General features: G+C 43.7%; 19 protein-coding genes and 1 pseudogene. 14 read left to right on the top strand and 6 right to left on the bottom strand.

The genetic code is table 11. The features are described 5' to 3' along the window. Positions 1–24: 24 nt before the first annotated feature. The 3 genes from Xets_RS03395 (at position 25) to Xets_RS03405 (ending at position 3,517) form a co-directional block, all read left to right on the top strand. Positions 25–1,221: an amino acid aminotransferase gene (locus tag Xets_RS03395; protein ID WP_187651146.1), complete on the top strand. Its 1,197-nt coding sequence runs from the start codon at positions 25–27 to the stop codon at positions 1,219–1,221. 440 nt (positions 1,222–1,661) lie between these two features. Beyond that, positions 1,662–2,393 carry an RNA ligase family protein gene (locus Xets_RS03400; protein WP_187651147.1) on the top strand — a complete coding sequence of 244 codons (732 nt, stop codon included), beginning with the start codon at positions 1,662–1,664 and terminating at the stop codon, positions 2,391–2,393. Next, positions 2,390–3,517, top strand: a complete 1,128-nt coding sequence (locus tag Xets_RS03405) for an AAA family ATPase (RefSeq protein ID WP_099131494.1) — start codon at positions 2,390–2,392, stop codon at positions 3,515–3,517. The genes Xets_RS03400 and Xets_RS03405 overlap by 4 nt, the downstream gene beginning before the upstream one ends. 124 nt (positions 3,518–3,641) lie before the next feature. Here the strand turns inward: Xets_RS03405 and Xets_RS03410 are convergent, their stop codons facing one another. The 3 genes from Xets_RS03410 to uvrA form a co-directional block, all read right to left on the bottom strand. Then, entirely contained in the window at positions 3,642–4,208 is a 567-nt protein-coding gene (locus tag Xets_RS03410; RefSeq protein WP_099131495.1) for a disulfide bond formation protein B, read from the bottom strand. A 12-nt stretch (positions 4,209–4,220) separates the two neighbouring features. Then, positions 4,221–4,379 carry a DUF5993 family protein gene (locus Xets_RS03415; RefSeq protein ID WP_167450638.1) on the bottom strand — a complete coding sequence of 53 codons (159 nt, stop codon included), beginning with the start codon at positions 4,377–4,379 and terminating at the stop codon, positions 4,221–4,223. Between the two features lie 256 nt (positions 4,380–4,635). Then, on the bottom strand, positions 4,636–7,467 hold the full coding sequence (gene uvrA / locus Xets_RS03420) for an excinuclease ABC subunit UvrA (RefSeq protein WP_187651148.1): 2,832 nt from the start codon (positions 7,465–7,467) through the stop codon (positions 4,636–4,638). Positions 7,468–7,716: 249 nt separating this feature from the next. Between uvrA and Xets_RS03425 the strand changes: the two genes are divergently transcribed. Continuing rightward, positions 7,717–8,232 (top strand): single-stranded DNA-binding protein, encoded by a 516-nt coding sequence (locus tag Xets_RS03425; RefSeq protein WP_187651149.1) that lies wholly within the window; start codon positions 7,717–7,719, stop codon positions 8,230–8,232. A 111-nt stretch (positions 8,233–8,343) separates the two neighbouring features. Here the strand turns inward: Xets_RS03425 and Xets_RS03430 are convergent, their stop codons facing one another. Continuing rightward, positions 8,344–9,126 carry an aminoglycoside adenylyltransferase family protein gene (locus tag Xets_RS03430; protein ID WP_208638618.1) on the bottom strand — a complete coding sequence of 261 codons (783 nt, stop codon included), beginning with the start codon at positions 9,124–9,126 and terminating at the stop codon, positions 8,344–8,346. A gap of 187 nt (positions 9,127–9,313) precedes the next feature. Continuing rightward, positions 9,314–10,282, bottom strand: a complete 969-nt coding sequence (gene glk / locus Xets_RS03435) for a glucokinase (protein WP_099131499.1) — start codon at positions 10,280–10,282, stop codon at positions 9,314–9,316. 742 nt (positions 10,283–11,024) lie between these two features. Between glk and Xets_RS03440 the strand changes: the two genes are divergently transcribed. The 3 genes from Xets_RS03440 (at position 11,025) to Xets_RS03450 (ending at position 15,238) form a co-directional block, all read left to right on the top strand. Then, positions 11,025–12,371, top strand: coding sequence for an NCS2 family permease (locus Xets_RS03440; RefSeq protein ID WP_187651150.1), 1,347 nt, complete (start codon positions 11,025–11,027; stop codon positions 12,369–12,371). Between the two features lie 296 nt (positions 12,372–12,667). Then, the gene (locus tag Xets_RS03445) at positions 12,668–14,317 is read left to right on the top strand and encodes a Na+/H+ antiporter (RefSeq protein WP_099131501.1); all 1,650 of its coding nucleotides are present in this window, start codon (positions 12,668–12,670) and stop codon (positions 14,315–14,317) included. Positions 14,318–14,338: 21 nt separating this feature from the next. After that, positions 14,339–15,238, top strand: a complete 900-nt coding sequence (locus Xets_RS03450; protein WP_099131502.1) for a carboxylate/amino acid/amine transporter — start codon at positions 14,339–14,341, stop codon at positions 15,236–15,238. Here the strand turns inward: Xets_RS03450 and metR are convergent. Beyond that, positions 15,123–16,079 (bottom strand): HTH-type transcriptional regulator MetR, encoded by a 957-nt coding sequence (gene metR / locus Xets_RS03455; protein ID WP_120211394.1) that lies wholly within the window; start codon positions 16,077–16,079, stop codon positions 15,123–15,125. The genes Xets_RS03450 and metR overlap by 116 nt on opposite strands. Positions 16,080–16,187: 108 nt before the next feature. Here metR and metE point away from each other — a divergent pair, with 108 nt between their 5' ends. From metE to ubiE, 7 genes and pseudogenes are all read left to right on the top strand, one after another. Further along, complete coding sequence (gene metE, locus Xets_RS03460; RefSeq protein WP_187651151.1) at positions 16,188–18,467, top strand: 5-methyltetrahydropteroyltriglutamate--homocysteine S-methyltransferase; 2,280 nt, start codon at positions 16,188–16,190, stop codon at positions 18,465–18,467. Positions 18,468–18,858: 391 nt separating this feature from the next. Next, on the top strand, positions 18,859–20,244 hold the full coding sequence (locus tag Xets_RS03465) for a GntP family permease (RefSeq protein ID WP_099131504.1): 1,386 nt from the start codon (positions 18,859–18,861) through the stop codon (positions 20,242–20,244). A gap of 200 nt (positions 20,245–20,444) precedes the next feature. Beyond that, positions 20,445–21,200, top strand: coding sequence for a uridine phosphorylase (udp, locus tag Xets_RS03470; RefSeq protein ID WP_187651152.1), 756 nt, complete (start codon positions 20,445–20,447; stop codon positions 21,198–21,200). Between the two features lie 148 nt (positions 21,201–21,348). After that, the gene (locus Xets_RS03475) at positions 21,349–22,131 is read left to right on the top strand and encodes a tyrosine-protein phosphatase (RefSeq protein WP_099131506.1); all 783 of its coding nucleotides are present in this window, start codon (positions 21,349–21,351) and stop codon (positions 22,129–22,131) included. A 76-nt stretch (positions 22,132–22,207) separates the two neighbouring features. Further along, complete coding sequence (locus tag Xets_RS03480; protein ID WP_099131507.1) at positions 22,208–22,738, top strand: DedA family protein; 531 nt, start codon at positions 22,208–22,210, stop codon at positions 22,736–22,738. A 188-nt stretch (positions 22,739–22,926) separates the two neighbouring features. Further along, positions 22,927–24,282, top strand: a pseudogene (gene rmuC, locus Xets_RS03485) (DNA recombination protein RmuC). Positions 24,283–24,358: 76 nt separating this feature from the next. Next, on the top strand, positions 24,359–25,114 hold the full coding sequence (gene ubiE / locus Xets_RS03490) for a bifunctional demethylmenaquinone methyltransferase/2-methoxy-6-polyprenyl-1,4-benzoquinol methylase UbiE (protein ID WP_099131509.1): 756 nt from the start codon (positions 24,359–24,361) through the stop codon (positions 25,112–25,114). Position 25,115: the final 1 nt, after the last annotated feature.

Here is a 25,115-nt window from a genome sequence, read left to right on the forward strand (position 1 = left end):
ACTTGTAGCAGGGAATATAACGTCATGTTTCAAAATGTTGATGCGTACGCGGGCGATCCTATCCTGTCGTTAATGGAAGAATTTAAAAACGATCCCCGCACAGAAAAAATTAATTTGGGCATCGGGCTGTATTACGATGAACAGGGAATAACCCCAAAATTGCAGGCTGTTGCAACTGCTGAAGAACAAATGAAGGCTTTGCCACAGTCTGCTTCTCTTTACCTCCCAATGGAAGGATTGCTTGCCTATCGCACGGCAGTTCAGGAATTGCTGTTTGGCAAAGAGCACTCACTGTTAAATCAGCAACGTATTGCCACCATTCAAACATTGGGTGGCTCCGGCGCATTAAAAGTAGGGGCTGATTTTTTACACCGTTATTTCCCTGATTCTGAAGTATGGTGCAGTGATCCGACGTGGGAAAATCATGCCGCTATTTTTGCCGGAGCAGGCATCAAAGTGAATTATTACCCTTATTTTGATGATAAAACCAAAGGGGTAAAATTTGACGAAATGCTGGCAACATTCAAGCAATTACCAACAAAAAGTATTATTTTGATGCATCCTTGTTGCCATAACCCAACGGGTTCTGATCTCACCAATGACCAATGGGATCAGGTGGTTCAGGTTGCGAAAGAGCGGGAATTGCTTCCTTTCCTTGATATCGCTTATCAGGGATTTGCCGATGGCATGGAAGAAGATGCTTACGCAATCCGTGCAATGGCAAATGCGGGGCTGCCTTGTTTGGTCAGCAACTCATTCTCGAAAATTTTCTCGCTGTATGGTGAGCGCGTTGGTGGTTTATCGGTTATCTGTGATGATGCAAAAGTAACTGAGTGTGTCTTGGGACAATTGAAAGCAGCGGTGCGCCGCATTTACTCCAGCCCTCCAAATTTTGGGGCGCAGATTGTTGCTAGGGTGTTAAGTAACCCCGAATTAAAAAACCAATGGTTGGATGAGGTTGAACGGATGCGCTTGCGTATTCTGGAAATGCGGACAGTATTGGTAAATGCCCTACAACAGGCACTGCCAGAGAAGAACTTTGATCATTTACTGAAACAGCGTGGAATGTTCAGTTATACCGGATTCAGTCAGGCACAAGTTGATAGATTACGTGAAGAATTTGGTGTCTATCTGGTCGGTTCTGGCCGCGTTTGCATGGCTGGCGTGAATTATCACAACGTGCAACGCATTGCGGAGGCGTTTGCTGCGGTGAGTCAGTAATTTTATTGCCTGCACGCAAAGAAAATTAGAAAAACGATTGATAATTACAATTGTTAACCATTCCAAGCCGTTCAGTGAGCGGCTTTATAGAATATCTCGTATAATGAGATGAAGTGGTCTGCCATATTACAGTTATGGCTACTGTAGCCAAAAATAGAAGATTTTTATTGGTTATTTGTGGTCCAAGCCTGTTCGTTGTGTCAATTTATTACAGATTCATATACAGTAGCCACCTGAAATTTTAATACTTTCCTGTGACTTCAATATTAAACTCAATCGAATATCTAACTTAACTTTTTCCCATGAAAAGGTTAACTGAATGGAAATAAATAAAATGTAATACCAACTCTTGAACTCTTTCATCAGTTATTCAGATGAATATTAATCTGTAAAAGCACTATTGTTTTTATTGGGATAATTATCAAAAGAGTTAACGCATTATGGATATGCAATCAAGAAAGTATGGTAGAACGTTCCATTACCCGTTCTCGCCAGGCACGACTAGTGATGATCGTATTAATCATCATTGGTGGCACGATATGAAAAAAATTAAGCAGCTTATTTATACCGAAAAGTTGGATGGTGAGAATAATTGTTTGAATCGCTATGGTGTATTTGCCCGTTCACATGCTGCACCAACACAATCGGCATGGACCCAACAAATTCGTCAGCGTTGGCAGTTGCTTAAAGATGATTTAGGTGATATCGAGATCTTTGGTGAAAATCTTTATGCCATTCACTCCATTGAATATCGCCATCTTGAAGAATATTTCTTTGTGTTTGCTGTGCGTATTAAAGATTATTGGCTCAGTTGGGAAGACGTTAAATTTTATGCTGCATTATTCGATTTTCCGACTGTGCCTGAAATCAATCTTCCTGAAATACAGAACAAATCGGCATTTATGCAAAATATTATTGAAACGGCAAAGCAGGGGAGTTGCTTTTCTTCGTGGGATACACAAACAGGGAAGCCATGCACAATGGAAGGCATTGTCAGCCGAGATGCAGGCGAGTATTTGGTGACTGATTTTCCGCATCATGTTTTTAAATATGTACGAAAAAATCACGTCAAGACGAATATTCATTGGAAGCGGCATTGGCAAAGGGCACCTTTATATTTCGAGCATCTTTCTGGTTCAGATAGATATAGTGAAAAAGGAGAAAGGGAATGAATTGGGTATTCAGCCACCATAAATCATGGGATTATTTATCTTCAGCTTTCTCTTTTATCACTGATATGGAGGGGGTTCAACAAGATCCTATTCATCATGCCGAAGGTGATGTTGCGATCCACACTCAAATGGTATTGACTGCATTGGCGCAATTGCCTGAATATTCATTATTGGTTCCAGAAGAACAGGAAATTCTTTGGGCGGCAGCATTGTTACACGATGTAGAGAAACGCAATACGACGCGGGTAAATTGGGATGGGCGCATTATTTCTCCGGGACACGCGCGCAAGGGAGAGTTAACAACCAGGCAAATTCTGTTTCAGCAAATACCAACGCCATTTGCAATACGGGAACAGATAGCTGCGCTTGTACGTTTTCATGGCTTACCATTGTGGTTAATGGAAAAGCCTAACCCACAAAAGGTATTATTGGCAGCATCATTACGTGTCGATACTTATTTACTCGCCTTATTGGCAAAAGCGGATGTATTGGGACGCATATGCCATGATGTACAGGAATTGTTGGGACGTATTGAACTATTTGAACTTTACTGCCGTGAACAAGGCTGCTGGAGGGAGGCACGGGTATTTTCTTCCAGCGATGCTCGTTTCCATTATTTTTCTACGGAGAGTGAACAACCCAATTATCAGCCTTATGATAACTATGGCAGTCAGGTAACTTTGTTGTGTGGATTACCGGGCATGGGTAAAGACCATTTTATCCAGCGGCATGGTGAAGGCATGCCCGTGATTAGCTTGGATATGATTCGTCGCAAGCACCAAATTAGCCCGGAAGATAAGAGTGCCAATGGTTGGGTTGTACAGCAAGCAAAGCAGCAAGCCAGAAATAAGTTACGTGGTGGGCAAGATTTTGTTTGGAATGCTACAAATTTGACAAGGCAGATGCGCCAGCAACTGATCAAATTGTTTGTGAGTTATGATGCCAGAGTTAGGCTTGTTTATATTGAACAAGACTATCAACTCTGGCGGCAACAGAATCGCAATCGTCAATATGCTGTACCGGATAAAGTGATGGATCGGATGCTTAGTAAGTTGGAGGTTCCGACACCTGAAGAGGCGCATGAAGTCTGCTATTTCGTTGATTCGAAGATGTTAAATCGATAACTGCGGAATATGTTGCTGGGGATTTTGGTGAAAAGAAGCTGATTGAAAACATTCAGTTGAAAAAAACAGAAGGCGGCTGGAATATATGCGGCCTTCTGTTTTAATGGTTCAATATAAATAAAGATCACTTTTGCAATAACTGATAGAACGCTGGGTTGTCATCACATTGCCCGCCACCACATTCTAGTATGGTGGAAACCAGATTGGCTGCAATCAAAAATGCGAACAATCCCATGACAATTTTACCTAATGTTGGTGGTGTGTATCTTGCTGAATCAACATTGCCTGCTTTCAGAGGCATGAGAGCTGCGATGGCAATAATAGTCAGAATAGATAGAATTGCAGCCCAGGTATAAAAATGCAGGCCGAAGAAAGTTGAACCATATCCCATATCTCCCGGCATGATATGGAGAGAAACCTGACGCATGGCAATGAAACCAGTCACAATACAGCCAAGCAGTGAAAGGCTATAATGGGCATTTTTTATGCCGAAATAAATATTAAACAAAAATCCAAAACCAATCATGATAATGCCTGCTCGCTGCAATAAACATAATGGGCAAGGAAGTTCAAAGCGTGCTAATTGATAATAAAATGCGACTATCAAAACCACACTAATACCGAACAGGCCCAGAATATTTAAGGCCATTGCAAGGTTAATATTACGCGGTGCTGACATTGTATTATTCATTACGATCCCCTATTAGAAAGAAAGGTTCAATGCATCAGTTGCATGATATTTAAACCAAAATACCGTGATGATGAATAAAGCAAACCAAAGGGTATACGTCAGCTTTTTCTTACCGGTAATGACGGTGATGATGATAACAAGCGCAATTAAGAACGGTAAAAACATATACATGTTTAATCTCCATTATAAGTTTAAAGCATATGTAATGCTATTATGGCATTAATGCTCCGGCAATGTGAGCATCAATAATATTAGATCAACAATACAATACTAATTCACGAAAGATTGTTTCACCTGATTTGACTGTAAGAAAAGGCTTTATTGCCCGTAGTAAATTGAATTTGATTAATAATTGGCTAGAGAATAAATAATAAACTCCCCACGGTGTGAGGAGAATTATAGATAATTTAGTTTTAAAATTAATAAATTAATCTCGTTCAAGTATTGGTTTCAAAAAACGAGCAGTGTGAGATTTATCACATTGAATGACTTCTTCTGGAGTTCCTGATACCAATATTTCACCGCCACCGTTACCACCTTCAGGGCCAAGGTCGACAATCCAGTCAGCGGTTTTAATTACATCCAGATTATGTTCGATGACGACAATAGTATTTCCTTGATCCCGCAATTGGTGCAGAACGGACAGTAGTTGCTGAATATCGGCGAAATGCAGGCCGGTTGTTGGCTCATCAAGGATATACAGTGTCTGGCCTGTACCCCGTTTAGATAATTCCCGTGCCAGTTTTACCCGTTGAGCTTCCCCGCCAGAAAGTGTCGTTGCAGATTGCCCCAGACGAATATAGGAAAGACCGACATCTATCAAAGTTTGCAACTTACGGGAAAGAGCAGGAACGGCATCAAAAAACTCACGAGCCTCTTCGATGGTCATATTCAGCACTTCATTAATATTCTTGCCCTTATATTTGATTTCCAGCGTTTCGCGATTGTAACGCTTGCCCTTACATTGATCGCAAGGCACATAAACATCAGGCAAGAAATGCATCTCAACTTTAATGACCCCATCGCCCTGACAGGCTTCGCAACGTCCGCCCTTGACGTTGAAGCTGAAACGCCCCGGTGTATAACCACGGGCACGGGACTCAGGAACGCCAGAGAATAACTCTCTGACAGGCGTAAATATACCAGTATAAGTGGCAGGATTTGAGCGCGGGGTTCTGCCAATCGGGCTTTGGTCGATATCGATCACTTTGTCAAAGTGCTCAAGACCCTGGATATCGATATAAGGAGCCGGATTAATATTTGTTGCTCCATTTAACTGACGCTGTGCAATAGGGAACAACGTATCATTGATCAACGTTGATTTGCCGGAACCAGAAACCCCTGTGATGCAAGTAAACAGGCCAACAGGTAAATTTAATGTCACCTTTTTCAAGTTATTGCCTTTTGCACCAATCAATTTCAGCATTTTATCTGGATTAGCAGGCACGCGCTGCTCTGGAATAGCAATTTTACGTTCACCACTGAGGAATTTTCCTGTGAGCGATTTTGGGCTTTCCATGATAGCGGTAATCGTTCCTTCGGCAACAATCTCGCCACCATGTACGCCCGCTCCTGGCCCGATATCAATAATATGGTCAGCCGCACGGATAGCATCTTCGTCATGTTCGACAACGATAACTGTGTTGCCCAAATTGCGCAGGTGCAGCAATGTTTCCAGCAAACGCTCATTATCCCTTTGATGCAGGCCAATGGAAGGCTCATCCAGCACATACATCACACCGACAAGACCTGCACCAATCTGGCTCGCCAAACGGATACGCTGGGCTTCCCCACCTGAAAGAGTTTCTGCCGAACGGGAGAGTGTCAGGTAATTTAATCCAACATTAACCAAGAATTTCAGGCGGTCACGGATCTCTTTCAGGACTTTTTCGGCAATTTGGGCGCGTTGTCCACTCAGTTTTATATTTTGGAAAAACGCCATCGCATGACCGATGCTGAAATCCGAAATTTGTGGCAGCGTAGTATCTTCGATAAAGACATAACGTGCTTCCTTACGCAATCGTGTTCCGTCGCAGGAAATGCAAGATCGATTGCTGATATATTTTGCCAACTCTTCCCGTACTGCGGTGGATTCTGTCTCTTTATAGCGGCGTTCCATATTATGCAGCACACCTTCGAACGGATGGTGACGAACCGTCACATCACCACGATCATTGGTATATTTAAATTCGATTGATTCTTTACCTGAACCGTATAAAACCACTTTCTGAATGGTTGGGGTTAATTGATTAAACGGTGTTTCGATATCGAATTTGTAGTGTTCTGCCAGTGATCTCAGCATCTGGAAGTAATAGAAATTACGGCGATCCCAACCACGGATCGCACCTCCGGCAAGGGAGATACCTTCATTCTGGACAACTCGTTCCGGGTCAAAAAATTGCTGAACCCCTAATCCATCACAAGTAGGGCAAGCACCAGCGGGATTGTTGAAGGAAAAAAGACGAGGTTCCAACTCGCTCATACTATAGCCACAGATTGGACAGGCAAAATTGGCGGAGAAAACCAGTTCTTCGGCCTGTGTATCATCCATATTGGCAATGACGGCAGTACCACCGGAAAGCGCCAATGCAGTTTCGAATGATTCCGCTAATCGCTGGGTGAGGTCAGTACGCACTTTAAAACGGTCGATGACGACTTCGATAGTGTGTTTTTTCTGTAATTCGAGTTTTGGTGGATCGGAAAGGTCACACACTTCACCATCAATACGGGCGCGGATATAGCCTTGTGCAGCGAGATTATCCAGCAGTTTGGTATGTTCGCCCTTACGTTCGTTGACGACGGGAGCCAGTAACATCAGACGTTGGCCTTCTGGCAGCGCCAAGACGTTATCTACCATCTGGCTGATCGTTTGCGCCGCCAGCGTGATATTGTGGTCAGGACAGCGTGGTTCACCTACTCGTGCAAATAGCAGACGGAGATAATCGTGAATTTCAGTTATCGTTCCCACCGTAGAGCGTGGGTTATGGGAAGTAGACTTTTGTTCAATGGAAATGGCTGGGGATAGCCCCTCAATATGATCGACATCCGGTTTTTCCATCAGCGACAAAAATTGGCGTGCATAGGCTGAGAGGGATTCAACATAGCGACGTTGCCCTTCCGCATACAGGGTATCGAAAGCTAAAGATGACTTACCGGAGCCAGATAGCCCAGTAATGACTATCAGCTTGTCACGGGGAATTATTAAATTGATATTCTTAAGATTATGGGTGCGGGCGCCCCGAACTTCGATGTTATCCATATCTACTTCCCAGATTATTGATAGAGCAAAACTCATAAACGCGTTATTATTGCACAAACATTGCTGAACGGATATACAGTATTTAATAGGCAATCGTGTTGTAATCATGACAATGTAAAGTACGATGCGCTTCGCAAAGTATAATATAACGGCTCTCTGTTTAAACTTATCCCTCGCATGGTAAACTACTTTGCTTATAATTAGAGAAATCCGTTTTTAGCAAAATTCATTTCATCAGGAGTATTTCCAATGGCCAGCAGAGGCATAAACAAAGTTATTTTAGTGGGTAATTTGGGACAGGACCCAGAAGTTCGCTATATGCCGAATGGCGGTGCAGTTACCAACATTACTCTGGCAACGTCTGAGAGCTGGCGTGATAAGCAAACCGGTGAGATGAGAGAAAAAACTGAATGGCATCGTGTCGTGTTTTTCGGCAAATTGGCAGAAGTCGCCGGTGAGTATCTGCGCAAAGGTTCCCAAGTTTATATTGAAGGTTCTTTGCAGACCCGCAAATGGCAGGATCAGAACGGTCAGGATCGTTACACCACGGAAATTGTAGTCAATCCTATCGGTGGGGTAATGCAGATGCTGGGCAGCCGCAGTGGCGCAGCCCAGGATGCGCCAACACAAGGCGGTTGGGGGCAACCACAGCAGCCGCAAGCTTCTCAGCAATTCAGTGGCGGTGCTCCATCTCGTCCAGCGCAGTCTCCTATGCCACAGAGCAATGAACCACCAATGGATTTCGATGATGATATTCCATTCTGAGTGGACTGAAAAAGCGGCTTGATATCTGGTCAGAGCTAGTCGTTATTTTGCAATCTGTAGTCGTTTAAATTTGATCTGGCAATTGTTCGTTTTGTTTCAGTGATTGTCAGATCAAGTCTGAGTCAATACACATAGATTCGTTAGTACACAATCGTGCAGCAAACTTACTGTGAGCTGGAGTTCTTGCTGGCGATTTAGCCAATCTTCTTCATACCCTCGCAAATAGGTCTCCCGCGCATCGGTTAAAACTGTGGCCTGTATAGCTGGAAGACGAGCAGCCGCCCAATCGGCAGCAATATCCTTAGGGACAAACTCTCCAGTCACTAATGTCCGCCACATACGCGCCAGCGTTAGCAGAACATTGCGTTCATCTCCCTGTAGCGTCTCAATTAAATTCGGCAGGATATCCTTAATAGCTCGGTGAATGTCTGATTTCGGAACAGCTGGTAGAAGACTGCTTGCGTTAGGGCCGACCAGAGGTATTGCTTCCTGTCGTGATTGAGCCAACACCAAGGTAAGTTCTGGATCACAAACCGGCTTGGGAATTTCTCCCACCTCATATTCGTGACGTAGCCACTCGCCGTAAATGAATTCACTCCGGGCAGGGTAAAGCGATGCGGCGAGATCGGCGCGCAATAAAACAATCAGTTCAACAGGGCGACGTCCATCAGGATCAGAAGGATATCGGCCCGATATCATCATTAAATCGGCAGCAAGACATTTCCGAACCTCAGGTGTCATCGGTTGGTCAATGATCACAAGCAAATCTACGTCGCTGTGGGGGCGAAGGCCACCAACCACAGCCGAACCATGAAGGTAGACAGCTACGAGCGATTCCGCTAATCGCTTCTGGACGATCAACAACGCCTTATCTGCTTCGGAAGGAATAGCCACTAAACAGCTCACTCATCTTGGATAATGTTTCTGAGGATATTATCTCTTCATGCGGTTCCGTCAACTAGGTTTCCGAATACCAGAAAAACCTTACTCATAAAATACTCATGCTAAATATTGCTCAAAATTATTACCAGAAAATCAAACAAACAACTAGCATGAGCGAATATAAATATTTCGGATTTATTTACCCAATTGCTTTGCCCAGCAATTGGCGAATATAAGATCCCGCACCCAATAATCCCGGTTTATCATGGGTAATCAGATACACAGGAATATCTTTTAAATAGTCTGTAAATCTGCCTTTGTTTTCAAACCCTTGTCGGAAACCTGATTTTTGGAAGAAATCAAAGAAACGTGGGACGATCCCACCTGCAATGTAAACACCGCCAAATGCACCAATATTCAGCGCTAAATTCCCACCAAAACGTCCTAACGCGGTACAGAAAAGTTCTAACGCCTGTTTGCAGATAGGACAATTTCCATTCAGCGCACGGTCAGAAATATCGCGAGGGGTAAGATCTTCGGCGATTTGACCGTTGAGTTTTATCAGGGAACGATAAATATTCACCAAACCAGGGCCGGAAAGGACCCGTTCGGCGGAGACATGACCATATTCTTCGCGTAGTACGCTCAACATATGATCTTCTTCCGTACTATCTGGCGCGAATTCTACGTGACCACCTTCACCAGGTAAGCTCATCCATTGGCTGCCTGTATGAACAAGATGCGCGACTCCTAACCCAGTTCCTGCACCGTAAACCGCAATAGGGCGTTTAGCCTGAGGTTGCTTTCCACCAATCTGAATTACATCATCTGCTCCCAGAACCGGAATGGCGAGGGAAACGGCAGTAAAATCGTTAATCACCTCAAAACGTTCCCATCCCAGCGATGCTTTCATTTGGCTAACAGAAAAACGCCAACTGTGGTTGGTCATACTGATCACATCATCCGTCACCGGACAGGCAATAGCGATACAGCCATATTTGACTTCACAGTTCTGCTGTTTTAAATATTGGCGGATAACAATTTCGAGCGATTCATAATGCGCGCAGGGATAGAATTCGACCGCGCTCAATAGCCCGGTATCTACATCACATAATGCCAGACGTGCATTTGTACCGCCGATATCACCTACCAGAGCATAAGTTGTCATGGTTTATCTCCTTAATTCTTACAGAAATCCTAATGAACCAGTCAAAAGTCGAATTGAGGGGATTTTACACAAGGTCAGGCCTAAAGGCCGCATAAAAATGTGTTGATATGGTGCAGGAGTTAGATAATTTTTCATCGGACGTATATCCTTTAGCTTTCGAGTTACTGTTTTATTGGTTGTGTGCTTTCACCCTGTCAATGATGCGATATGACTGGGGAATTGTTCCTTTGACACTGAATTGTAACTTGAAAGCCTTGGGTGATAGATAATGGATATTGTTGATATGGTTTATATCAATGACATCGCAGATTTGCACAAAATATAGACGATTGCAATATTTCCTACGGCAAAACATTCTTGTCCTCAATCAGTAGTACCACCAGAAAGTTGTGCAAAAACTGTTTAAGGCACATTATACATATCTTCGTCATTATTGAGTAAATATGCATCAATGTTAACCAATTACCCTGTGAATATACAGAATACAGAGCATGAGTTTTATCATCTTCGATATGATTATTGCTTGATTCTTATCCCTGATTCACTGGATAATCGTCCGCCTCAAATTTTCTCACAGTTTCTTTACTCAAAGAGACAAACGATTGCGCAAACGAATGGCTGAACAAATGAACACGGCATTGATTTTTATTATCTTGTGACGTAATCGTTTTCGTTTGAAGAGGTGAAGAAATAGAACGAGCGCTTTTTAAAGCGATATATTTAACAGAAGCAGGGGAAAAACATGTCTGGTATGCAGGCACCAACTCAATGCAAACTCGATAGGTATTTTAAGATTACTGAACGCGGATCGACGGTACGTCAGGAAGTTCTCGCTGGTTTAACGACATTTTTGGCAATGGTCTATTCCGTTATTGTGGTACCAGGGATGCTTGGGCAAGCCGGATTTCCTCATACCGCCGTGTTTATTTCTGTTTGTCTGGTGACCGGTATCGGTTCGTTATTGATGGGGTTGTGGGTTAATTTGCCAATGGCTATTGGTTGTGCGATCTCGTTGACTGCATTTACCGCATTTAGCCTGGTATTAGGGCAACAGGTAAGCATTCCCGTGGCTCTCGGTGCGGTTTTTCTGATGGGATGTTTGTTTACGTTAATTTCAGTAACGGGTGTGCGAGCGTGGATTTTGCGTAATATGCCAATGGGTATCGCACATGGAACAGGTATTGGCATCGGGTTGTTTTTATTGTTGATTGCAGCCAATGGCGTTGGTTTGGTGGTTAAGAACCCAAACGCTGGCTTGCCTGTGTCCTTTGGTTCATTGACGTCATTTCCCGTGGTGATGACGTTATTGGGGCTGGCGGGAATTATCGGTCTGGAACGGAAGAAGGTGCCGGGAGGTATCTTGCTGATGATTATCGCAATTTCTATTATCGGCTTGATTTTTGATCCAGCCGTTAAATATCAAGGATTCTTTAAATTTCCTACACTGGGGGAAGATGGCCTGTCCCTGATGTTCAGTATGGATATTATGGGAGCCTTACAGCCTATTGTATTACCCAGTGTTTTGGCGTTGGTAATGACAGCGATATTTGATGCGACGGGGACGATCCGGGCTGTGGCGGGACAAGCAAATTTATTGGATAAGAGAGGCCAGATTATCAATGGCGGCAAGGCACTGACAGCAGATTCTGTCAGTAGTATTTTTGCTGGGGTTATTGGTTCTTCCCCCGCAGCGGTTTATATTGAGTCTGCCGCAGGAACCGCTGCTGGTGGTAAAACGGGTTTAACGGCTTCCGTTGTCGGTATTTTATTCCTGTTGATTTTATTTCTGTCTCCGCTGTCGTATTTAGTTCCTGGCTATGCTACGGCTCCTGCCTTGATGTATGTCGGATTACTGATGCTGAGTAATGTGCGAAAGCTGAATTTTGATGATTTTGTTGATGCAATGTCAGGTTTACTGTGTGCTGTATTTATTGTGCTAACTTGTAATATCGTCACAGGCATTATGCTGGGTTTCAGTGCACTGGTTGTTGGGCGTATTTTTTCGGGTGAATGGCGTAAATTGAATATTGGTACGGTTATACTTGCCATTGTATTAGTGGTATTTTATGCCGGCAATTGGGCCATCTAATTAAAATAGGATGTGCAAACAATTGGAGTTTGCACATCCCTTCTATATCCCTCTATTCCATTATTAGCCATATTGTGACTGCCAGGCACATTCTAAAATCTGCTAATTTTTCAACACACACTCAAACCGATAAGCATAAAATAGAAAAATGAATCAATGCTTATTGATTCACAATGTGATTGCTTTTTGATTTTATTTAATAACTGTAATATTTATGGTTATTAGCGCTATTATTAACAGTAAAAAACAGTCACAATCTTTCCACTGACGGATTTTTGGCAATTTGTAAGGGTAACATGGAAATATTCTTTACTATCTTGATCTTGATTTTGGTGGTGTCAGTTTCTGGTGTTCTTACTAAAATGATTCCGTTCCGTATCCCCTTGCCGATAGTGCAAATAGCAATGGGAGCGTTGCTGGCTTGGCCTCATTTTGGTTTACACGTTACTTTCGATCCTGAACTATTCCTCGTATTACTTATCCCTCCTTTATTATTTGTTGATGGTTGGAAAACACCGACTAGAGAGTTTTTCCAGCATGGGCGTGAAATCGTCATTTTAGTTTTAGTATTGGTATTAGTGACGGTTATTGGCATTGGTTATTTGATCTATTGGTTATTACCGAGTATCCCACTTATTGCTGCTTTTGCACTGGCGGCGGTATTATCCCCAACAGATGCGGTGGCATTGTCATCAATTGTTGGAAAAGGGCGTATTCCTAAGAATATGATGAGCGTGCTGGAAGGGGAAGCATTAATGAATGATGCTTCGGGTCTGGTGGCTCTGAAATTTGCCGTGGCAATTGCCATGGGCACGATGGTCTTTACTGTCACTGGCGCAACGGTGGAGTTTTTCAAGGTTGCGATTGGTGGTTTGTTGTCGGGTATTGCTATCACATGGTTATACAGTAAATCACTGAGATTGATGAGTCGCTGGAGTGGGGATGATCCTGCAACTCAAATCATGTTTATGATGCTGTTACCGTTTGCTTCTTATATGATTGCTGAACATATCGGTGTATCAGGGATTCTGGCTGCGGTTGCTGCAGGTATGACTATCAGTAAGGCAGGAGTGATCCGCAATGCACCACTGGATATGCGTCTGCGTGCCGATAATGTATGGGGAATGCTGGCTTTTGTCTTTAATGGCCTGGTGTTTATCATGCTGGGGCTGCAATTGCCGGGCATTTGGGAAACATCGGTAGCTCAAGCTGAGCTTGACCCAAATGTTGAAACCTGGATGCTGTTCGCTGCTGTTGGCATCATTTACGTTGCACTGGTATTACTGCGATTCAGTTGGTTATGGCTGATGAAAAATACCAGCAAAATGCTGATAAAGAAAAAACCGCTTCACTTTGCCTCTTATACGACCCGTGAGTTATGGTTGGCTTCATTTGCGGGGGTTCGTGGGGCAATTACGCTGGCAGGTGCATTGTCGGTGCCATTGTTTTTGCCAGATGGTGATCCATTCCCCGCACGTTATCAGTTGATTTTCATTTCTGCGGGTGTGATTTTGTTCTCCCTTTTTGTTGGGGTTATCGCTTTGCCTTTGCTGCTGCGTGGTATGAAAGTCGGTGATAAGCTGGCAGATCTTAATGAAATCAGAATGGCAAAATCGGCAATGGCTGAAGTTGCTATTGTCAGTATGAATAAGATGGAAGAGCGTCTGTCGGCCAGCACTGAAGAAAAACTGGATGCAGAAGTTATTAGTGAAATTGCTTCTCGCGTTACCGGTTATTTACGGCGCCGTACTGCGGGGACGGATGAAATCGAGCATAACCTGATGGTTGAAGATTTGGAACGTCGCTTCCGTTTGACGGCATTAAGGGCTGAACGAGGAGAGTTATATCACCTGCGTGCAACCCGTAAAATTAGTAATGAAACACTACAAACGTTGCTGCATGATCTTGATTTGCTAGAAGCGCTTTTAGTGGAGAAAGATCAATAAAAGGTAAAAGACCAATAAATTATGTGGCTGTTAACGATCACAACATTTTTGTGGGCCGCCTCATTTAGCCTGATTGGCGCTTATCTCGCTGGTCAGGTTGATAGCTGGTTTTCAGTTCTTGTCAGGGTAATGTTGGCAGCAATGGTTTTTTTACCATTTTTGCGCTGGCGTGGATTATCTCTGAAAGTTATTTCACTGTATATGGCCGTGGGTGCCTGTCAGCTTGGTGTGATGTATTTGTTTGTATTTCATGCCTATCATTACCTGACTGTGGCAGAATTTTTGCTGTTTACCATCATGACGCCGCTCTATGTCACATTAGTTTATGATCTGATGGGGCGCCAGCGATTACGCTGGGGTTATGCCTTGAGTTCTTTATTGGCAGTGGTTGGTGCAGCGATTATTCGCTATGACCGATTGAGTGAATCTTTCTGGATTGGCTTGCTGTTAGTGCAATTGGCAAATATTTTCTTTGCGATTGGTCAGGTCGGTTATAAGCGTTTGATGGAGATTCATCCGATCCCGCAACGAGTGGCATTTTCATGGTTCTACCTAGGCGCTTGTGTTGTTGCCATCATCGGCTGGCTAATGTTTGGTGATTCACAAAAATTGCCAACAACTCAGCTACAGTGGGGCGTTTTGATTTGGCTGGGTGTTGGGGCGTCGGGGATTGGCTACTTTATGTGGAACTATGGTGCCACCCAAGTGGATGCCGGAACACTGGCAATTATGAATAATATGTTGGTTCCGGCGGGGTTATTGGTCAATTTTGCAATTTGGCAGCAGCATCCTAATTGGCTGAGCTTTACCATTGGAGGCAGCCTGATTGTTGCGTCACTTTGGGTGCATCGCCGTTGGATACTGAAACCCGTTTCACAAACGGCAAATTGTCCACCGCGTGCTGGCGCGCAGAACGAATAAAGGTATCAATAGCGGGTTGGTGCTGCTCCCCTTCTCGGTTGGCAGCGTACAATCTGCTCCATAATCCCTCTCCCAATGTTTGGGTTACAATTAACCCTTGTCTTTCGAATGTTTCCACCGCCCAGTGTGGTAACGCGGCAATACCCAATCGGGCGGCAACCATCTGGATCAGCAATAGCGTATTGTCGACAGTTTTTAATGTTGGGGTAATATCCGCAGGCTGGAGAAAACGTCGCCAGATATCCATCCGTTGGCGTTGGACCGGATAAATCAGCAAAGTTTCAGCGGCGAGATCTTGTGGACGGATATCGCGTTTATTTGCCAGTGGATGATCCGGCGCGATCACCAACTTCACTTCATAATCAAACAGCGGCGTATAGTGCAGATTACTGTCTGCAATAATGTCAGATGTCAGGACAATATCCAGCTCGCGTTTTTGCAGTGCAGGTTGAGGATCAAATGTCACGCCAGATTTAAAGTCCACATTAACCTGCGGCCAACTTTCACGAAAACGCTTAAGTGCTGGTGTCAGCCATTGAATACAGCTATGGCACTCAATGGCAATGCGTAAGTTTGTCTCTTCCGGCTCATGGCATTGACGTAAGGAAGCTGTCACCAAAGGTAAGACTTGCTCTGCCAACTTTAATAACACTTCTCCTTGAGGCGTTAACTTCAAGGGTTGGCTTTTACGAATGAATAACTTAAATCCCAGCCGATGTTCTAATTCACTGAACTGATGAGAAAGGGCAGATTGTGTCTGATGCAAATAATTTGCTGCTGCTGCGAGTGAGCCACAATGGTTCAGTGCTTGTAGTGTTTTTAAGTGTTTTAGTTCGATCATGAAAAACCTTCAAGATGATAATGAATAATTTGCGCTTGTGGTTTATACACTACCTGTTGATTATAGAAGTGTAAACATCTAGACGGCTAAAAATTTACGGGTGACGACATGACAGTTTTGAATCATACATTAGGTTTTCCACGTATCGGATTGAAAAGAGAACTAAAAAAGGCGCAAGAAAACTATTGGGCAGGCAAAATTTCTCAACAGGAATTGCTGGAGACAGGCCGAGAATTGCGTGCACATCACTGGCAACAACAAAAAGAAGCGGGCGTTGATTTAGTCCCCGTTGGTGATTTTGCCTGGTATGACCAAGTATTGACTACAAGCCTGTTACTGGGCAATGTTCCACCGCGTCATCAAAATGAAGATGGCAATATTGATCTGGATACCCTGTTCCGTATCGCTCGTGGTCGGGCACCAACAGGTACACCTGCGGCTGCTTCGGAAATGACGAAATGGTTCAACACAAATTATCACTATATTGTGCCTGAATTTCAGGAAGGGCAGGAATTTAAGTTGGGTTGGACCCAATTATTGGACGAAGTTGATGAAGCTTTGGCACAGGGGCACAACGTAAAACCTGTTCTTTTGGGACCTGTGACCTATTTATGGCTCGGTAAGGTGAAAGGCAAAGTTTTTGATCGCTTGTCTCTATTAAAAGATATCCTGCCGGTATACCAGCAAGTTCTGGCAGAACTGGCAAAACGTGGCATTGAATGGGTACAGATTGATGAACCGGCTCTGGTACTGGAATTACCAGAAGAATGGCTGGCGGCATTCTCAACGGCTTATCAAGCACTTGAGGGACAGGTGAAATTGTTGCTGACGACCTATTTCGATAGCATCGGTCACAATCTGGAGATAATTAAATCGCTGCCAGTGCAAGGATTGCATGTTGATTTGGTTGTAGGAAGGGATTCTCTTGAGAATTTGGATAACTCTCTGCCGGAAGATTGGTTGCTTTCATTGGGAGTAATTAATGGCCGCAATGTTTGGCGAGCTGATTTGAGTGAGAAATATCAGCTTGTTGCACCATTGGTTGGTAAGAGAAATGTGTGGATCGGCACTTCCTGTTCATTGCTTCATAGCCCCATTGATCTGAATGATGAAACAGGGTTGGATGAAGAAGTGAAAAGCTGGTTTGCCTTTGCATTGCAAAAATGTGCGGAACTTTCTTTGTTATCACAAGCATTGAATGCGCCAGAAAGCAATAAACAGGCTGAGCTGGATGCTTATAGTGCCCCAATTCGCGCTCGTCGCAGTTCCACAAGGGTGAATAATCCAGCGGTTGCTGGGCGCATTGCGGCAATTAAGCCACAGGATAGTGAACGTAATCAGGTATATCCTGAACGTGCTAAGCTCCAGCGTCAACGTTATAACTTACCGCTGTGGCCAACAACAACCATAGGTTCATTCCCGCAAACAACGGAAATTCGTAGCCTGCGTCTCGATTTCAAAAAGGGTCGGGTGGATAGTACGCACTACCGAGCCAATATCAGTGAGCATATCAAACAGGCGATCCAAGAGCAGGAGCGTTTAGGGCTGGATGTATTGGTACATGGTGAAGCTGAACGTAACGACATGGTGGAATATTTCGGTGAACACTTTGACGGTTATGTCTTTACTCAAAATGGTTGGGTGCAGAGTTATGGCTCCCGTTGCGTGAAACCACCGGTAATCATTGGCGATATTAGCCGTCCAGAGGCGATAACGGTAAACTGGGCGACATACGCGCAATCTTTGACTGATAAGCCAGTCAAAGGCATGTTGACGGGGCCTGTGACCATTCTCTGTTGGTCATTCCCAAGGGAAGATATCAGCCGTGAAACCATCGCTAAACAGATCGCACTGGCTTTGCGTGATGAAGTTGATGATTTGCAGAAGGCAGGCATTGGTATTATCCAGATTGATGAACCTGCATTGCGTGAAGGCTTGCCATTGCGCAGAGAAGAGTGGCAGGAATATCTGGAATGGGCGGTGGATGCTTTTAAATTGAGCGCAGCAATTGCGAAAGATGATACCCAAATCCACACTCATATGTGTTATTGCGAGTTCAATGACATCATGCCGTCAATTGCAGCACTGGATGCGGATGTGATCACTATTGAAACCTCACGCTCGGATATGGAATTGCTGGATTCGTTTGAAGATTTCGCATATCCGAATGAGATAGGGCCTGGTGTGTATGACATTCACTCACCAAACGTCCCTAGTGTTGAATGGATTGAGGCGTTGCTACGCAAAGCGGCTGATCGTATTCCAGTCGAGCGTTTGTGGGTGAACCCTGACTGTGGCTTGAAAACTCGCGGTTGGACGGAAACCAGACAAGCGTTGGCAAACATGGTTGAAGCGGCAAAACGCTTGCGCTCTTCATTAAACAGTTAACTTAAAGTTTAATCGATCAGTTTAAGTTTAAATGAGCTGAAAATACCCGCCACAGTTAGTGCAATGTGGCGGGTGAAAAAGAAGTTTATTTCCCTGGCAGGTTAATTTTCAACAGATCCGTGCCAACAGATTTTAAATTTAGAGTTTCTAAATAGCTGTTCTCATAATAGTCAGGCGATTTTCATTTTTCATCTCAACTATCCTCTCTCATTGTCACTGCCCTGATTCATAAAAAATAATTATTTTCTCCCTTATGCAATGCATTTTTGTGGATTGTTTTATAAAACAGATGCTATCTAAAATTTTCCTTGGAAAAATATCGATTTCTGATAGCGAAAAGCATAACAAATATGGCATGTTCCAATTTATCCATTTTTAATGAGGTTTTGTGATGGAGTTTTATATTCCAATTATTGGGTTGGGAGTGGCGGTATTTACGCTGGTTTTTCTGGTCTTGCGGACTCGCGTTCATGTCCTTATTGCTATGCTAATTGCGGCAATAATCGCCGGAATATCAGGCGGCTTGACTATAGGTAATGTCGTTGAGGTGATCACCAAAGGATTTGGTTCAACATTAGGCAACATCGGTATCGTGATTGGATTGGGATGCATGATGGGGAGAATATTAGAAGTATCGGGAGCAACAGAACAGATCGCTTATAGCCTGATTAAATGGTTAGGTAAAAGGCGCGAAGAGTGGGCTTTGGCGATTACCGGTTATATTGTCAGTATCCCCATATTTGTGAATTCAGCTTTTGTGATCCTCTATCCGCTGGTGAAGGCATTGGCGAAGAAAGGTAAACGCAATGTATTGTCCCTTGGGGTTGCTCTGGCGGGAGGGTTAGTGGTGACTCACCATATCGTTCCTCCAACACCTGGGCCGCTTGGTGTCGCCGGAATATTCGGGGTGAGTATCGGCCAAATGATGCTGGCTGGTATGATACTGGCAGTGCCCTGTGTCATAGGGATTACCTGCTATGCAAAGTGGTTGGAGATTAAATATCCTGAATATCAACTTGGTGATACAGAAAAAAATGCAGAAAATTTGCCACAAGTACATCAGCGTTATATGGAAGAAAAAGAGCAAAAATCACTTCCAAGCCTATTTCTTTCTCTTTTACCCATCGTCGTGCCAATTGTCCTGATTTTTATTGGTGTAATTAGTGGAATGATACTGAGAACTGATGAGTTTGCTGGTCAGGAGAACGCTGTCTATTTTCAGATTTTTGATTTTCTAGGATCACCCATTATTGCGCTAGCAATCAGTGTATTACTGGCGGTTTATACCTTAATGCCAAACGTCAGTAAGCATGAAGTGATAGAACATCTGGAAACAGGGTTAAAAACTGTAGGCATTATTTTGTTGGTGTCAGGAGCGGGAGGAGCATTAGGCGCAGTGTTGAACGAAGGCTCAACAGGGACGATATTAGCGCATTATATTGCCAGCCTGCCCATAACACCGGTTTTGATCCCATTTATCATTGCAACGCTCATACGCATAATTCAAGGCTCTGGTACAGTGGCAATGATAACTGCGGCTTCTATTTCTGCGCCGGTTATCAAGCAGATACCGGATGTTAATATGTTGGTGGCGGCTCAAGCTGCGATGATGGGTACACTGTTTTTCAGTTACTTCAATGACTGTTTTTTCTGGGTGGTTAACCGGATGATGGGCATTAAAAGTGCGAGGCAGCAGATTATCGTCTGGTCGATTCCCACCACAATTGCATGGGGGATCGGATTGTGTGGTGTACTGCTTCTTAATCTCGTCATGTAACTTTTTATGTGAATGGCTTATGTGAATGGTGATAGTACTCTGTAGAGAGCATTATCTTTTAAATGTGATTTTTATCACAAATTTATGTATGTGTTTCTTTCTTATGTTAATTAAAGATGATTTCAATCACTAAAAAATGTCAGAGTATTGACTAAATTTAGGTATTCATATTTTGAATCATGTCCGTTGAGGAGTCTGATATGTCTGATGTGTTTCACTTAGGTATCACCAAAAGCGACCTGCAAGGCGCAACTCTCGCGATTGTACCCGGCGATCCTAACCGTGTTGAGAAAATTGCGCGACTGATGGATAACCCAGTACATTTGGCTTCCCACCGTGAATTTACAACCTGGCGTGCAGAAATTAACGGAAAGGCTGTGGTTGTCTGCTCTACAGGTATTGGAGGCCCCTCAACGTCGATTGCTGTAGAAGAACTGGCACAGTTAGGAGTACGTACTTTCCTGCGTATCGGAACAACTGGGGCAATTCAGCCACATATTAATGTAGGGGATATATTGGTTACGACGGCCGCAGTTCGCTTGGACGGTGCCAGTTTGCACTTTGCCCCAATGGAGTTCCCTGCGGTTGCTGATTTTGAGTGTACAAATGCCTTGTATGAAGCCGCAAAAGCATCTGGTTCTGCTACCCATGTTGGTATTACTGCATCTTCCGATACCTTCTATCCGGGCCAGGAACGTTACGATACTTATTCTGGCCGTGTCGTTCGGCGTTTCCAGGGTTCGATGAAAGAATGGCAAGAAATGGGCGTAATGAACTTTGAGATGGAATCAGCAACATTGCTAACCATGTGTGCAAGTCAGGGATTGCGTGCTGGTATGGTGGCGGGTGTGATTGTTAACCGTACCCAACAGGAAATCCCAGATGCAGAATTACTGAAGAAAACAGAAAGCAATACGCTGGGGATAGTTGTGGAGGCTGCCCGTCGCCTGCTGTAATGCCTTTCATTGAGGGTCAGAACATTCTGGCCCTATCGTTTGTGCGATCTTTTCTTCCCTTCATGTCAAAATTTGCTAATGTCATAGCATTTTGTACTAATAGATAGTTTGTTCTATTAACTATTTTTTAATCGCAACAAGAGTGACTATGACCACAACATTTCTATCTCATCCTTCACTACTTCCTTTGAATGGCGGCATTAATTTTCGTGATTTAGGTAATAAGACACTGAACAACGGCGCCAAGATTAAACCAGGATTGTTATTTCGTTCCGGTTCACTGGATAGGCTGACAGAAAACGATCAGGCTTTTTTAGTGGATCAAAACCTTTTGCAGATCATTGATTATCGTGATAGCAGCGAAGTTATGGATAAACCAGATCGAGTATGGAATGGGGCGCATTATCACCATGCTCCTGCCAACCCTCTTTCCAAAGAAGTGGATGCTAATCTGGATAAGTTAGACAAGGAAATATTGGAGCAATTCGACGCGAAAACATTTATGTCTCGCTTATATGAATTGTTACCCATTAACAATCCAGCATATAAGACGTTAGCGACATTATTGCTGCGACCAGAGAAAGGTGGCATTGTGCAACATTGTGCGGTTGGTAAAGACAGGACAGGAGTGGGCTCTGCACTGGTTTTATTCGCATTGGGTGCTGATCTGGATACGGTGATGGAAGATTATTTGTTGACCAATGTCACGTTAGCTCCATACCGAGACTATTTATTGAGTGAACATGCAAAAATTATGCGTGAAAGTGTGGTCGAAAAATTTGCCTATGTTTATTCAGTGAGGGAAGAGTTTTTACTGACTGCACTCGATAGCATTAACCAGCATTATGGCAGTGTAGATATTTGGCTGGAAAAAGATATCGGACTCAATATCGCTGCGCGCGAAAAACTACAAGCTTATTTTCTTGAATAAAAATATCAGGTTAGCATTGGGCGGATTGTTCAGGGCTAATCTATACCATCCCACTGATAACACAGGAAAGATTAATGTGAGTCTGCATGAAATTATCGAACTGGTCATAAACTTCGTAAAAGCCCATGAAGTTTGGGCAATTCCCATCATTTTCCTACTGGCATTTGGTGAATCGTTGGCATTTATTTCCCTATTGTTACCAGCAACAATCATTTTGTTGGGATTAGGAGCATTGATTGGTGAAAGTGGGTTAACCTTCTGGCCAATATGGATAGCCGCAGCAGCCGGCGCTTTCTTTGGTGATTGGCTTTCTTACTGGTTTGGTTTCCATTACAAAGAAGATGTCGGCAAGATGTGGCCGCTTTCTCGCCATCCTCAAACGTTGGTTCGCGGACATCGTTTCTTTGAACGATGGGGCGTATGGGGCGTTTTCATTGGGCGTTTTTTTGGTCCGTTGAGAGCAGTTGTACCGCTGGTGGCCGGAATTTGTGCCATGCCAAAACGTCATTTTCAGCTTGCTAACTTAGCTTCTGCATTGATTTGGGCATTCGGTATCTTAGCACCAGGGGCATTTGGTCTGCGTTGGTTGGCAGAGTGGATGGGGTAATTGCGAGCTGCTTTGCAAACTGAAAGAAAGCCATTAAATACTCTGGACATCTATACAGCATCTATTTAACTTACATTGAGGCGAGTGACTCAGAAAAGTTGACTGAAATTTATCGGTAATAGTGCCAATAAAGAATAGGGTTAACAAAGAATGGGGTTAAAAATAATAGAGTTAGTGAGGGTGTATAGGTGGATATTCAGTGGTTATACATGCTGATCGGTGGCTTAGGTGGATTGCTGGGCGGAGGGATCTTCGTCTGGCTTTCTGTTCAGCAGAGAATTCAGCAGAAAGAGCAGGAACTGCGTGAGTTATATAGCCAACTGGCTGTTAGTCATGAAAAGCTGGAGCAATCCCACTATTGGCGCACTGAATGCGATCAACTAAACCAGGAGTTACGGGCTCAACGCGAAATTAACAGTGTGCAGGAAGCTGAGTTGCGGGAGTTGAGCACGCGGCTTGAAGAAACCAGACTGGCTGCGGAGGAAAAGCAGCGTTTATTGATCAACAGTGAGCAGCGATTAAGTACCCAATTTGAAAATCTTGCCAATCGTATCTTTGAGCAGAATCAACGCCGTACCGATGAATATCATTGCCAAAATCTCAATAATCTTCTGATGCCATTTCGTGAACAACTTGAGGGATTTCGCCGTCAGGTACAAGACAGTTTTGGACAAGAAGCCCGTGAGCGCCATACTTTGACTCATGAAATTCGTAATCTTCAGCAACTCAATGCACAGATGGCAAAAGATGCCGTCAATCTTACCAAAGCCCTGAAAGGAGACAATAAAATGTAGGGAAATTGGGGAGAGATGGTATTGGCTCGAATTTTGGAAGCGTCTGGTTTGCGTGAGGGATATGAATTCGATACACAGGTCAATATTAAGGCTGAAAACAGCGAGCGTTTTCAACCTGATGTGATCGTGCATCTGCCGCAGGGAAAAGATGTCATTATTGATGCCAAAACGTCCCTGGTTGCTTATGAACGTTATTTTAATAGTGATAGCGAAGAACAACAGACGCAAGCATTACATGAACATATCAACTCCATCAGAGGGCATATTCGTGGCCTGAGCCGAAAAGATTATCAACAATTACCCGGATTGCGATCACTGGACTATGTTTTGATGTTTATTCCTGTGGAACCCGCTTATTTGGTGGCACTCAATCAGGCGCCAGAATTACTTGATGAAGCATTGAAACATAATATTATGCTGGTTAGTCCATCAACTTTGCTGGTTGCTGTTCGTACTATCAATAACTTGTGGCGTTATGAATATCAAAGTCAAAATGCACGTTTGATAGCTGATAAGGCCGCCAGAATGTATGACAAAATGCGGTTGTTTGTGGATGATATGCAAGGATTGGGGCACAGTCTCAATAAAGCACAGGCGAGTTACCATTTCGCAATGAAAAAGCTTGTTGAGGGCAGAGGTAATTTAATTAGTCAGGCCGAAGCATTTCGTGATTTAGGCGTGGATGTAAAGCGTCCTATTGATTCACAGTTGATTGATAAATCTTTCCAATCGTTGCAGGTGAATGAGTGAAGTCTGAATAGGGTTTTGTTGGAAAGGCTGGTACACTGACTATAAATTTTTTTTGAATAAAAAGCGGACAAATAACATGGCAGATCAATCAAAAGAAACCACTGATTTTGGTTTCCGCACCGTAGCCAAAGAACAAAAAAAAGAGATGGTGGCAGAGGTATTTCACTCTGTGGCCTCGAAATATGACTTAATGAATGACTTAATGTCATTTGGCATTCACCGTATCTGGAAACGTTTCACTATTGAGTCAAGTGGTGTTCGCCGTGGTCATAAGGTGCTTGATCTCGCTGGTGGGACAGGTGATCTAACCGCAAAATTCTCCCGAATGGTGGGGGAAAAAGGTCAAGTTGTTCTGGCGGATATCAATGACTCAATGTTGAAAGTTGGACGCGAAAAATTACGTGATATCGGTATCGTAGGCAATGTCAGTTATGTTCAAGCCAATGCCGAAGAACTGCCTTTCCCGGATAACCACTTTGACTGTATTACCATTTCCTTTGGCTTGCGTAATGTCACGGATAAAGAAAAAGCGCTACGTTCCATGTATCGGGTACTTAAGCCAGGTGGACGTTTGTTGGTGCTGGAGTTTTCCAAACCTGTACTGGCACCAGTAAGTAAGATTTATGATGTTTATTCATTCCATGTTCTGCCCCGAATCGGTCAGATGGTTGTGAATGATGCGGACAGTTACCGTTATCTGACAGAATCCATCCGTATGCACCCTGATCAGGAAACCTTGAAGGGCATGATGGAAGATGCGGGCTTTGACCAGGTTTACTACACCAACATGACGGGTGGGATTGTTGCACTGCACAAAGGATTCAAATTCTAAG

It is taken from the genome of Xenorhabdus sp. TS4 (assembly GCF_014467265.1).
In the GTDB taxonomy this organism is placed as follows: domain Bacteria; phylum Pseudomonadota; class Gammaproteobacteria; order Enterobacterales; family Enterobacteriaceae; genus Xenorhabdus; species Xenorhabdus ehlersii.